This is a genomic window from Microbacterium sp. WCS2018Hpa-23, from assembly GCF_031843845.1.
Classification (GTDB): domain Bacteria; phylum Actinomycetota; class Actinomycetes; order Actinomycetales; family Microbacteriaceae; genus Microbacterium.
Genome location: NZ_JAVTIZ010000012.1, coordinates 67871 through 80206, shown reverse-complemented (window position 1 = coordinate 80206; position 12336 = coordinate 67871). Strand labels below are relative to the sequence as shown.

Here is a 12336-nt window from a genome sequence, read left to right as displayed (position 1 = left end):
GCGGCGCGGGCGGGGCGCCGGCCGAGGCGACTCAGTCGGTCGATTCCTCGTCGGGCGATCCGACGCGGATCGAGGCCGACCCGTCGGGGAGGATCGTGATCGATCCGTTGACCTGGAACGCGACGTCCTCGGACACCTCCTGCACGGAGCCGTCGAACAGCGAACGGATCTCGACATCGACGTGCGCCACCGCATCCGTCGGGGGGATCTTCCAATGCCCACCGTCGGGGACGACCGTGACCTGCGGCTGGTTCGCGATCGACCACTCCGGCAGCGACGCGATGCGGTTGGAGACCTGCAGTCCGAACGGGCAGGCGGTCGGCTGCAGCACCTGCTGCGACGTGCACGCGGTGAGGAATTCCTCGACCCGCTGCTGCACGACCGAGACGAAGTCGGCCGTGGGGGTGGTCTGCACGTCGACCGGCGTCGTGGCGAGCGGTGTGTCGGCGAGGACGCCGACACCCTCGGAGTCGGAGATCACGGTGTCGACGGTCACCGAGTACAGCCCCGGCGTGAAGACGAGCAGCGGAAGCGGATCGAGCGGGGCCGCATCGGCGCCGGCGAACGACACCTGCCGTCGATCGACCTCGAAGCCGTTCACGGCGAACTGGTCCGCGCCGCGCAGGGTCAGCTCGACCACCGCGAGGGGACTGTCGGTGAAGCGCCAGTTCGGCGTGACCCCGGCCCAGCCGTCCTGCTCGACCGTGAAGGTCGTGATGCCCGAGTGCTCGGCCGCCTTGTACGAGACGGTCACTGCTGTCCTGTCACCGTCGTGCTTCTCGGACACGACTTCGACGTCGGTGAGAGGGGCGAGCGCGGCGTGCCGGAGCAGGGCCTCGGATGCCGTGGCCCCGATGCCCGCCGCCTCGAGCGTCTCGCGGTCGACCGCGACGCCGGGGATGCGCAGGGCGTCGGCCGCGCGACCCTCCGAGAGGAGGTCGAGGTAGCGCACCACGAACGCGGAGGGGCCGTAGAACTGCCGGTACAGAGTGGCCCCGCCGGCACCGAGAGCGGCGACGAGCAGCAGACCGATGACGGAGAGCAGTGCGAGGTCGGCGACGAGGCGCGAACGCCGGGGCGCCTTCGTCTCGACCTGCTGCATGGCGTCAGTCTAGGAGGGCGGCCTGGGACGGAGCCGAGCATGGCGTCGCTCTGTGACAGGGCCGTTGGGCTGTGTCCGTCGGATGCCGGGCCGCAGCGCCACGTAGCATGGGGGAGCGCGTGTTCCGCGTGCGCTTTCCGCCGTCGTCCCGTGTGAGAGATCCGTGTCGCTTCCCGCCCTGTCCGAAGAGCAGCAAGAGCTGTTCCGGCTGATCGAGGACACCGGTGAGCACGTCTTCATCACCGGGCGCGCGGGCACCGGCAAGTCGACGCTGCTGCAGTACTTCTCGTGGAACACGAAGAAGCAGATCGCGATCTGCGCTCCCACCGGGGTCGCCGCACTGAACGTCGAGGGGCAGACGATCCACTCGCTGTTCCGACTGCCGATCGGTCTGATCGGTGACTCGGACATCGATCAGAACGACAACACCCGCCGCATCCTGAACGCGATCGAGACGCTCGTGATCGACGAGATCTCGATGGTCAACGCCGACCTCATGGACGCGATGGACCGCTCCCTGCGCCAGGCGCGGGGCAAGCGCGGCATCCCGTTCGGCGGGGTGCAGATCGTCATGTTCGGTGACCCGTATCAACTCGCCCCCGTTCCTCCGCGGGGCGACGAGCTGCGCTACGTGAAGGACCACTACCGCTCGTTCTGGTTCTTCGACGCCAAGGTCTGGGCAGGAGCCGCCGGCGGCGAGGCCCCGGACGACGACGGCGGCCTCTTCGCGGTCGACACGCGTGCCGAGCTGCACGTGCGGGAGCTCGTGCAGATCCATCGCCAGTCGGATGACGGCTTCAAGGCGATGCTGAACGCCGTGCGTTACGGCAGGGTCACCGCCGAGATCGCCGGCGTGCTCAACACGCAGGGTGCTCGCACGCCTCCCGACCCCGAGCCGGGCGAGGTGCCGATGATCACCCTCGCCACCCGCAACGACATCGTGAACACGATCAACAGCCGCCACCTGGCAGCCCTCCCCGGCAAGGAGCAGACGGCGCGGGCCGAGGTCAGCGGCGAGTTCGGAAAGGGTGAGGCCTCGTTGCCCGCCGAGTCGGAGCTGAAGCTCAAGATCGGCGCGCAGGTGATGTTCCTGCGCAACGACACCTCGATGTCGGGTGAGCCGCCCCGATGGGTGAACGGCACGATCGGCACTGTCGTCCGCATCCTCGGAGAGACGGTGCGCGTCGAGATCGACGGCGAGGAGGTCGACGTCGACCCCGCGGTCTGGGAGCGGTTCCGCTATTCGTACGAGCCGAGCACCAAGAAGCTGACCCGTGATGTCGTCGCGGAGTTCACGCAGTTCCCGCTGCGTCTTGCGTGGGCGGTCACGATCCACAAGTCGCAGGGCAAGACCTACGACCGCGCGATCATCGATCTGGGCTCGGGTGCTTTCGCGCCGGGGCAGACGTACGTCGCGCTCTCCCGTCTCACCTCCCTCGACGGGCTCTACCTGTCGAGGGCGCTGCGACCGAGCGACATCCGGGTCGACGAGGACGTGCGCCGCTTCATGCGCGACGCGTGGCTCGCGGCATCCACCCCCGAGGTCGGCAAGGGCTGAGGCAGGAACCTCTCTCAGGCCGCGACGCGGGCGCGGTCGAGGTCTTCGAACAGCTCGGTGTTGAAGCGGTAGGCGAGGAGGACCTCGTCGATCACGCGCTCGCGCTCAGCGTCGTCCCACGGAGCGGCGTCGAGCTGCTCGCGGTAGACGTCCTTGAACGCGGACGGGTCGGCGATGTCGTCGAACAGGTAGAACCCGATGCCGTTGGTCTCGAAGCCGAAGCGGCGTGCCATCACGCGTCCGATGAAGATGCCGCCCGAGAGGTCGCCGAGGTAGCGCGTGTAGTGGTGCGCGACGAAGCCGCCGGCCCAGGTCGCGCCGACCTGGCGGATGCGCTCGACATAGCGCTGCGTGGTCGGGAGGGCTGTGATCTCGTCGCGCCAGTCGGCGCCGAGCAGGAACTCGAGGTCGGCCTCGAGCGCCGGCAGGCGGGTCAGCTTGTCGCTGATGAAGACGGATGCCACCGCATCCTGACGCATGCGGTCACCCGCCGACTCGAGAGCCTCGTAGATGAAGTAGTGCTGTGCGACGAGCGCGATGTAGTCCTCGCGCGAGCCCTCGCCCTTGAGCAGGTCGGACATGAAGCCTGCGCCCTCGCTGCGCGAGTGCGAGCCGGAGGAGCGCTCGCGAAGGGCGGCGGAGAAGGACAGGATCTCGGACATGTGCCCAGTGTAAGGGTTGCCTTACCTCTGGCGAAACCCCGAGATCTCAGAGCGTCACGCGTGCGGGCGCGGCTCCACGCCGAGCTTCTCGCAGGCGAGCTCGTAGAGGGCGACGACCTCTCGGCGCACGGCGGGCCGATCGCTGATGGGGGCGGAGGGCCACGCGACGCGCAGCTCCGAGGAGACCCCGGTGCGGGTGACCTCCCAGACACCGCCGTCGCCGTTGAGCCCCGTCATCACGGCATCCGTGATCTCGCCGCCGTCGGCAGGCGCGAAGGCGCGCGCGATCAGCATGTTGTCGTCGGTGTGGTCGCCGTTCATGTGGCGCAGGATCGCGGAGACGACGTCGGCATCGAAGGTGTGGGGCATGATGATCACCCTAAACGGGCCCCGACGATGCGATCTTTCAGGAACGGCGTTCTAGACTCGGGAGACACGTCTTCCGGGGGTCCCCTTTCATGCAGCTTCTCTCGTCGCGCAGGTTCCGCGCAGCAGCGGCCGGCGCAGCCGTGCTCGGGCTCTTCCTCACCGGATGCACATCCGATCCGGAATTCAGCTATGAGCCGCCGGCTCAGGTCGACGGCGCCCTGCCCGACGACACCGTCGCCGCCATGGACGCGGCCGTCGCCAACGCGCTGACCGCCTCGGGTGCCTCCGGCGCCGTCGTCGGCGTCTGGGTTCCGTGGAGCGGCAGCTGGGTCACAGGAGTCGGCACGCAGAAACCGGGTGAGGGTGACGAGATCAGCACGGACATGGCCTTCCGCGTCGCCGACGTGACGCGCCTCATGACGTGCGACGTGCTCTACGGCCTGGTCGATGACGGGGTCGTCGACCTCGACGACCCCGTGCCGGACTACGTCTCGGGCGTTCCGAACCTGCAGGATCTCACCCTGCTCGACCTGTGCAACGGCACGTCCGGACTGGGCTCGTCCGAGGCCACCGCCAGGTCGGCGTGGATGAACACCCCCGAGCGTGTGTGGGCTCCGCTCGAGCTCGCCTCATATGGCCTCGGTGCCGCGCGAGGTGCCGCCCACACCACGTACTCGAACTCCGACACCGCCTACTTGCTGCTCGGTCTTGCTCTCGAGCGCGCCTCCGGCATGTCGGCCTCCGAGCTGATCGCCGAGTACGTCGCCGAACCGCTCGGTCTCGCGAACACGTCACTGCCGGCCGCCGCGGCAGCGGCCCCCTCCACAGGGCCCGTCATGAACGGGCACTACCTCTCGCCGGTCGAGGGCGGCTACAACTGCGCTGCGCCCGTCGACATCACGACGCTCTCGTCGAGCACCGGATTCACCGACTCCGGAGTGGTATCGACGATCGAGGACCTCGGCCGCTACGCACAGGCAGAAGCGACGCTACGCACCGAGCAGACGCCTGACCGCTTCGCGAGCCCGCTCCCGGTCGCTGCAGACGCGCCGTCGTGGCTGCAGGCCACCGGCGGAGCGGTCCTCGTCGGCTCGATGGTCGGTCAGTACGGCTGGACCCCCGGGTACCAGACCGCCGCCTACTCCGATCCTGCGACCGGATTCACGGTCGCGGTGTCACTGAACGACTCGACCACCGGTGGCACGACCGCCGCGTACCTCGCGTGGGAGCTCGCGGCCATCGCCTCCAAGGCGCCGGCGGCCGAGGGCCAGACCGCACCTGAGTTCGGGCTGCCGTTCACCGCCGAGCAGTACCACGAAGCGATCACCGCATCGGCGATCCCCTGCGTCGCACCCGCTGAGGGCTGAGACCGGGCGTCGAGCCGCGGCCCGACCGGACGGAAGGGAAGCCGATGGCGATCATCGACAACGCGATCTACGTCGACGGTGTCCGCACCGACAACCCGCGGAGCCTCAGCGAGACCTTCGAGGCGATGCGGGAGCGCGGCGGACTGAGCTGGATCGGGCTGTACCGTCCGAGTGAGGCCGAGATCCGCGAGGTCGCCGACGAGTTCGGCATCCACGCTCTGGTCGTCGAGGACGCCCTGTCGGGTCATCAGCGGTCGAAGCTCGAGCGCTATGGCGACGTGCTGTTCATGGTGCTCCGCTCGGCTCGCTATCTCGATGCCTCAGAAGAGGTCGAGTTCGGCGAGATCCATGTGCTCGTCGGCAAAGACTTCGTCGTCACCATCCGGCATGCGGAGTCCCCCGACCTCGGACGCGTCCGTCGTCGCCTGGAGGGTGACCCCGCCCTGCTGAAACTCGGCCCCGAGGCCGTGCTCTACGCGATCCTCGACGAGGTCGTCGACGAGTACGCGCCGGTGCTCGCAGGCCTCGAGAACGACATCGACGAGATCGAGAGCCAGCTCTTCGAAGACGGCGTCGACGCGACGCAGCGCATCTACGAGCTGGGGCGAGAGGTCATCGACTTCCAGCGGGCGGTGCAGCCGTTGGCGGGCATGCTCGATGCGCTGCTGCGCGGCTCTGCGAAATACCAGGTCGACGAGGAGCTGCAGCGCTACCTGCGCGACGTGCTCGACCACACCCTGCGCGTCTCCGAGCGAGCGAACACGTTCCGCACCGTGCTCGACAACGCGCTGACCGTCGAGTCCACGATCGTGGCACGGCGTCAGAACGAGGAGATGACCCGGATGACGGAGCTGAGCATCCGTCAGAACGACGAGGTCAAGAAGATCTCGGGCTGGGCGGCGATCCTGTTCGCACCGACCCTCGTCGGCACCGTCTACGGCATGAACTTCGACCACATGCCCGAGCTGCACTGGGCGTTCGGATACCCCATGGCGATCGCGCTGATGGTGGGGATGGGCTTCGGCCTGTACTGGGTCTTCAAGCGCAAGGGCTGGCTGTAACCACTCGATTCCGGGCGCGCCGAACGTCGCCAGGGTTGAGGATCTAGTCCCGAGGCTCGGTCTCGGTCTCGTTTTCCGGCTCGTCTTCGGTCTCGACGCCGGGGCCGGGGCCCGGGCGCACCGCGGCATCCGGAGCGATGTCGATGCGCGTGTTGCCGTCGTGCTCCGACACCTCGATGCGAGGTGCGGCGTCGGCTTCGGTGGCATCCGGTGCCGCGGTCAGCTGGTCATGACGCTTCTCTTCGCTCGTCATGGCCTCGTCGGGGGTCTGGTCAGGCGTGCTCATGGTTCTCCTCGGGGGTGTCAGGGGTGTGAGTGGCTTCGGGGATTTCGGTGGTGGCGGACGAGTGGTCGCGTGACGCGGAGCGTTTGCGGCCCCAGCGGGCGAGCAGGTAGAGGACTCCGCCGACCGCGAGCAGGATGGCGCCGAACAGCCAGACCACGGGGCGCTGCTGCGTCAGGAGCAGGAGGCATGAGCCGATGCCGAGCACGGGGATGACGGTCCAGATGCGGAAGTGATCGTGCTCGACCCTGTCGCGCCGCAGCACGAGCACCGACACGTTGACGCTGAGGAACACGAACAGGAGCAGCAGCACGACCGTCTCGGCGAGCGTCGCGAGATCGCCGACCAGGGTCAGCCCCATCGCGACGAGGGTGGTGGTGAGGATCGCGACCCACGGCGTCTTGCGGTTCGGGAGCACTCGACCGAGCACCGACGGCAGCAGGTTCTGCTCCGCCATGCCGTAGGTCAGACGGCTCACCATGATCATCGTCAGCAGCGCTCCGTTCGCGACGGCCAGGAGCGCGATCAGGCTGAACAGCCAGGAGGGGATGCTCGCGCCCGCCGCCTCGACGACCGAGAGCAGCGGACCGCTCGACTCCTGAAGCTCCGATGCCGGCAGGGCGATCGAGCTCGCGACGCCCACCAGCACGTAGACCGCGCCGGCTGTGAACAGTGCACCGAAGAGTGCTCGGGGGTAGGTGCGTCGCGGATCCTTGACCTCTTCGATCATGTTGGCGGAGGTCTCGAAGCCGACGAACGAGTAGTATGCGATCACCGCTCCGCCGAGGACTGCCAGGGCGACCGGTGTGCCCTCGGGCGTCTGGGTCAGTCGCGAGGCGTCACCGCCGCCTCCGGCCACGAAGATGCCGACCACCACGATCACGATCACCAGACCGCTGAGCTCGATCGCCGTCATCACGAGGTTCGCACCGAGCGACTCGCGGATGCCGCGGGCGTTGAGTGCGGCGACGACGGCGAGGAACGCGATGGCGACCGGGATCGTCGGCAGGTCGAAGAACGTGCCGAGGTAGTCGCCGGCGAAGGCGATCGCGAGACCGGCCGCGCTCGTGACGCCGGCGGCCAGCATGCTGAATCCGACGAGGAACGATACGACAGGGCTGTGGAACGCGCGCTCGGCGAACACCGACGCCCCGCCTGCACGGGGGTACTTCGTGACGAGTTCCGCATACGAGCCGGCGGTGAGCAGGGCGAGGAGAAGCGCGAGCAGCAGCGGGGCCCACAGCATCCCGCCGACCTTCTCGGACAGCACCCCCATCAGCGCGTAGATTCCCGCCCCGAGGACGTCGCCCAGGATGAACGCGAACAGCAGCGGGCCGGTGATGGCGCGACGCAGCCGGGTCGGCTCCTCGTGCGTCTGAGCGGTGTCGGAGGTCATCCCCGAACTCTAGAAAGGCCCTGACTCGGTGGCGACGGGGTTGACAGCCGCGCAGAGCGTGTACAGGAATTTCACAGAAAGTCCGCGCGGCGCGCGTCTGCGGGGTGTGCGCCGTCGCTAGATTCGGTCGCGAAACCGGAAGGTGCGTCGGCTGGAGTGCGGTGGCGGGCGGGGGTCGCCTTTCGCCAACTCTCAGAAAAGGGCACACACATGACCGGTACTCCTCGCAAGGCGCTCGCCGAAGCGCTCGCGACCTTCCTCTTCGTCCTCAGCATCATCGCCGCGGTGAACAGCGAGAGCCCGCTGACGCCGCTCGCGATCGGCTTCACCCTGATGGTGCTCGTCTACTCGACGGGTCACATCTCAGGCGCCCACCTGAACCCTGCCGTCTCGGTCGGTGTCTTCCTGCGCGGCGGCCTGAGCGTCGTCGACCTCATCGCCTACCTCGTGGCGCAGTTCGTCGGTGGCGCACTCGCCGCCCTGGCCAGCCTCGCCGTGTGGCCCAGCGGCGGTGAGGCCATGGTCGTCGAGGTCGGCCCGGCGTTCTTCGTCGAGGCGCTCTTCACGCTGATCCTCGTCTGGGTCGTGCTCAACACCGCGACCTCGAAGGACACCGAAGGCAACTCGTTCTACGGCCTCGCGATCGGTGCCACCGTGTTCATCGGTGCGGCCACAGTCGGCTCGATCTCGGGCGGCGGCTTCAACCCGGCCGTGGCGCTGGGACTCTCGGTCGGCGGCTACTTCGACTGGGCTTCGCTGTGGCTCTACATCGCGGCTCCCGTCGTCGGTGCAGTCATCGCGGCCCTGCTCTTCCGTCTGCTCAACACGGACGACGCGAAGAAGATCGGCGCGTAACCCTCTTCATCGAACGCCGCGTCCTCCCCGGAGGGCGCGGCGTTCGTGCGTTCGTGCGTTCGTGCGTTCGTGCGTTCGTGCGTTTGTGCGTTCGTGCGTTCGTGTGCTGTTCCGGTCGCACTTCGTGCCATGCCGTGCTGTTCCGGTCGCACTTCGTGCCGCGCAACTGGCGCGTGGGCGGCACGAACTGCGACGGGAGCGCCGAGGGGCGGCGCGAACTGCGACGGGAGGGGCCGGCGGCGGCATCCGAAGTCATCCGTCCGGGGGATGCCGAGTCGCGAAGCGCCGTCATAGCGTGGATGCATGCTGATCGTCGAAGAACTCCACATGCTGCTTCTCCGGCCTGATGGTCGCGTCGAGAGTGCCGTGAGCGTGAACCGCCTCTATGGCGAGATCGCCGCGGTCATCGTCGACCTCGCCCTGCACGGACGCGTCGTCGTCTCGGAGGGCAAGAACCCGACCGTCGAGATCGTGTCGACCGAGCCGACGGGCAATCCGATCCTCGATGCGACTCTCGCGCGTCTCGTGCCGCTGAACGGCAAGCGCCTGCAGTCGCTCGTGACGCGTCCGAAGCTCGATCCGCTCGAGGTCGTCGTGGAGTCGCTGGTCGTGCAGGGGGTGCTCATCCGCGGAGAACGCGGCTTCTTCGGCTGGGGTTCCGCCCGCACGCCTGAATCCGACTCCACGCCAGAGCAGGTGCTGCGTGCGAGGCTCGCCGCCGTGATCGCCGGCACGGGTGCGCCGACCCAGGCCGATCTGGCGCTGCTCTCGATCCTGCAGAATCTGAACTCCGCCCACGCGATTCTTCGCGACCAGTGCGAAGGGATGTCCGCGCGCGACCTCAAGCGGAGGATCGAGGACCTCACGGCAGGCTCGGCCGCAGGGGATGCCGTCGCGAAGGCCGTCAATGATGCGATCACCGCCGCGATGGTGGCCATCATGACCCCGACGATCGTGGCGGCGACGATCACCTGACCCGCTCGGGGCGGGCACAGCTTCGGAGCTCGCCGACACCGCGCCGAGGCGAGGAGGCTCGCGACGGCGTGTCGGCGGCATCCGTCCGAATCCGTGCCCGGATGCGCCCTGCGCTGAGGAGCCCGTCAGCGCAGCACCGACACCCGCCCCGCGAGCTCCTCGATAACGGGATTCGCATCGCGGGGGTCGACGACGACGCCCGCGACGGCGTCGAGGTCGAGGACCGGATACTGCGAGGTCGCACCGATCTTCTCCTCGCTGCCGAGCACGAACGTCTGCGCGCAGCGTGCGGCGATCGCCCGCTTGGTGACCGCGTCGTCGAGGTGGCCGGTGGTCAGGCCGCGCGCCGGGTCGATGCCCGTCACGCCCAGGAAGAACAGGTCGGCGGCGAGGTACTGCACGGCTTCCATCGCGAGCGGGCCGCTCGCGACCATCGAGAAGCGCGCGATTTCGCCGCCGATCATCACGATGCGGGCGTCGGAGTGCTCGGCCACGGCCAGGGCGATCGCGGGGCTCGGCGTGATGACCGTGAGGTCGGCGCCGCGAGGGAGCCCCCGGGCCATCGCCAGGGTCGTCGTGCCGGCATCCAGGACGATCGTCGAGCCCGGGGCGACCAGGTCGACCGCGCGACGGGCGACCCGCTCCTTGCTCTCCGTCGCGAGCGAGGCGCGCTGATCGACGGGTCGGTCAGCGGGCGGCACCGGCAGGGCTCCGCCGTAGACGCGCACCATCTCGCCGGCGTCGGCGAGTTCTCGCAGGTCACGTCGGATCGAGTCCTCCGAGACGCCGAGGTCGAGGGCGACGTCCTTCGCGACCACGCGGCCGTCTCTGCGGAGGATCTCCCGCAGATGGTCCTTGCGCTGTGCGCCCAGCATCCGACTCCCTCTCTACTCGCTCATTCACGAAGTTGCACGTTCTTGCACGGTTAACGTTACAGTCTTCTCCATGACAACTCCACTCCTGATTCTCATCGCCGGCCCCTACCGTTCGGGAACCGGCGGGGACCCCACTCTGATCGCCCGCAACCTCGAGCGCCTCGAAGAGGCTGCGGCCCCCATCCACCGCCGGGGCCACGTGCCGATGATCGGCGAATGGGTCGCCCTGCCGATCCTCCGCGGGATGGACGAGACGGATGCCGCCGACGGCGACGTCATGTACGAGACCGCCCACCGACTGCTGCAGCACTGCGACGCCGTGCTGCGGCTGCCCGGCGAATCCGCCGGCGCCGACAAGGACGTCAAGATCGCCCTCGAGCGCGGGCTGCCGGTGTATCACTCGATCGACGAGATCCCGATGCGGGAGGACGTGGCTGCGTAGCGTGAACCACGTCGGAGCGGAGGTGGGGAGTGCCCGCCTCCGCTCGCGCATTGCCCGCTTCCCGCAGGTGGCGTAGATTGCCCAGTAAACGCTTTCCCGATGTGGGTGAAGCCGGATCACGACCCGAGAGGCAGACATGACCACCGGATCCGAGGCCGGCCTCCCGTTCGATCGCACTCATTTCGACTACTCGCCGTGGTCGTTCTGGACCGATGCGTCCGACGAGCAGAAGAAGGGCCAGCTCGCGCTGCAGCACGCCCTCGTCGGCGCCAGACCGGATCACGTCCTCGGCGAGCGAACCTTCGTCTCGGCGTTCGCGGCGGTGCAGACCGACAGCCTCGAGCTCGGAGATCGCACGTACATCGCCGCGAACGCATACGTCACCGGAAAGGTGCGCACCGGCAGGGACTGCACGATCAACCCGTCGGCGATCGTCAGGGGAGACATCCGCATGGGCGACGCCGTGCGCATCGGTGCCTTCGCGTCGATCATCGGCTTCAACCACGGTTTCGCAGACACCGAGATCGAGATCTTCCGGCAGCCGCTCACCACCAAGGGCATCGTGATCGGAGACGACGTGTGGATCGGCTCGCACGTGACCGTGCTCGACGGGATCACCGTCGGCGAGAAGTCGATCCTCGCCGCGGGTGCGGTCGTCACGAAGGACGTGCCGCCCGGGGCGATCGTCGGCGGGAATCCGGCGCGGGTCATCCGCTCGCGCTTCGCGCCGACAGCACAGCAGACGCCGCAACCGGTGCAGACGAAGCCCGAATCCCTCCCCGGCCGCCTCGCGCGCTTCGCAAGCACCGCCAGAGTGCAGGCCCCCGCCATCCTCGCCCGCTCCTGGAACCCGCAGGTCGCCGACGGGCTCTTCGTCGACAGGCCGGATGCCGCACCGACCGTCCGCGCGCAGTGCGACGCGATCGAGATCAGTGCGTTGCTGCTCGGACGAGCGCCGGATCAGCTCCCTGTCGAGGCACAGATCGCCCGGCTGCAGTCGTATCAGGATCCTGAGACCGGTCTCGTCCCGAGCCTCGGTGTGGACGGCGTGATCGAGACGCCCGCTCCGGGGATCGACCTGAACGACGGCGAGGCGGCGTATCACGTCGAGTGCGTCGGATATGCGCTCGACCTCCTCGGCGCACGATTCCCGCACGCCATCCGCTCCGTCGCCGAGATGTCGGGCGACGACGTGGTCGACTTCCTCGGGAGCCGCTCATGGCGCACCCGGGCGTGGGGCGCGGGTCACGACGTGGATGCGCTCGGGACCGCGCTGCTATGGAACCTCGACCACGGCGAGCGGGGCGCGTTCGAGGCGTACTTCGGCTGGCTGTTCACCCACGTCGATCCGGCGACCGGAATGTGGGGTCACCCTCGGGTGGAGGACGGTC

12 protein-coding genes and 1 pseudogene are annotated in these 12336 nt (G+C 68.5%); 7 read left to right on the top strand and 6 right to left on the bottom strand.

What is annotated here, in order from left to right:
• Positions 1-31 precede the first annotated feature (31 nt).
• A complete protein-coding gene (locus RQG77_RS18000) occupies positions 32-1102 on the bottom strand; it encodes a hypothetical protein (protein WP_311245965.1) in 1071 nt (356 codons plus the stop codon).
• 163 nt (positions 1103-1265) lie between these two features.
• Between RQG77_RS18000 and RQG77_RS17995 the strand changes: the two genes are divergently transcribed.
• Complete coding sequence (locus tag RQG77_RS17995) at positions 1266-2660, top strand: AAA family ATPase (RefSeq protein ID WP_311245964.1); 1395 nt, start codon at positions 1266-1268, stop codon at positions 2658-2660.
• A gap of 14 nt (positions 2661-2674) precedes the next feature.
• Here RQG77_RS17995 and RQG77_RS17990 read toward each other — a convergent pair whose 3' ends face one another.
• Positions 2675-3322 (bottom strand): biliverdin-producing heme oxygenase, encoded by a 648-nt coding sequence (locus RQG77_RS17990; protein ID WP_311245963.1) that lies wholly within the window; start codon positions 3320-3322, stop codon positions 2675-2677.
• 54 nt (positions 3323-3376) lie between these two features.
• Positions 3377-3691, bottom strand: a complete 315-nt coding sequence (locus RQG77_RS17985) for a DUF2470 domain-containing protein (protein ID WP_311245962.1) — start codon at positions 3689-3691, stop codon at positions 3377-3379.
• Between the two features lie 89 nt (positions 3692-3780).
• Here RQG77_RS17985 and RQG77_RS17980 point away from each other — a divergent pair, with 89 nt between their 5' ends.
• Both RQG77_RS17980 and corA read left to right on the top strand, forming a co-directional pair.
• The gene (locus RQG77_RS17980) at positions 3781-5058 is read left to right on the top strand and encodes a serine hydrolase domain-containing protein (protein ID WP_311245961.1); all 1278 of its coding nucleotides are present in this window, start codon (positions 3781-3783) and stop codon (positions 5056-5058) included.
• Positions 5059-5102: 44 nt separating this feature from the next.
• Complete coding sequence (corA, locus tag RQG77_RS17975; protein WP_311245960.1) at positions 5103-6119, top strand: magnesium/cobalt transporter CorA; 1017 nt, start codon at positions 5103-5105, stop codon at positions 6117-6119.
• Positions 6120-6162: 43 nt separating this feature from the next.
• Here the strand turns inward: corA and RQG77_RS17970 are convergent, their stop codons facing one another.
• Complete coding sequence (locus RQG77_RS17970) at positions 6163-6405, bottom strand: multidrug transporter (protein WP_311245959.1); 243 nt, start codon at positions 6403-6405, stop codon at positions 6163-6165.
• Positions 6392-7798, bottom strand: a complete 1407-nt coding sequence (locus RQG77_RS17965; protein WP_311245958.1) for an APC family permease — start codon at positions 7796-7798, stop codon at positions 6392-6394. Before RQG77_RS17965 ends, RQG77_RS17970 begins: the two co-directional genes overlap by 14 nt.
• A gap of 210 nt (positions 7799-8008) precedes the next feature.
• Here RQG77_RS17965 and RQG77_RS17960 point away from each other — a divergent pair, with 210 nt between their 5' ends.
• Together RQG77_RS17960 and RQG77_RS17955 are read left to right on the top strand one after the other, a co-directional pair.
• Positions 8009-8653: an aquaporin gene (locus tag RQG77_RS17960; protein WP_311245957.1), complete on the top strand. Its 645-nt coding sequence runs from the start codon at positions 8009-8011 to the stop codon at positions 8651-8653.
• Positions 8654-8956: 303 nt separating this feature from the next.
• Positions 8957-9628, top strand: coding sequence for a GPP34 family phosphoprotein (locus RQG77_RS17955; protein ID WP_311245956.1), 672 nt, complete (start codon positions 8957-8959; stop codon positions 9626-9628).
• Between the two features lie 125 nt (positions 9629-9753).
• On the opposite strand, the gene RQG77_RS17950 is transcribed toward RQG77_RS17955, so the two are convergent.
• A complete protein-coding gene (locus tag RQG77_RS17950; protein ID WP_311245955.1) occupies positions 9754-10503 on the bottom strand; it encodes a DeoR/GlpR family DNA-binding transcription regulator in 750 nt (249 codons plus the stop codon).
• A gap of 70 nt (positions 10504-10573) precedes the next feature.
• On the opposite strand from RQG77_RS17950, the gene RQG77_RS17945 reads away from it, so the two are divergent.
• A complete protein-coding gene (locus RQG77_RS17945; RefSeq protein ID WP_311245954.1) occupies positions 10574-10945 on the top strand; it encodes a DUF4406 domain-containing protein in 372 nt (123 codons plus the stop codon).
• A 562-nt stretch (positions 10946-11507) separates the two neighbouring features.
• Positions 11508-11669 (top strand): annotated as a pseudogene (locus RQG77_RS19390) (DapH/DapD/GlmU-related protein); the annotation flags it as partial.
• Positions 11670-12336: the final 667 nt, after the last annotated feature.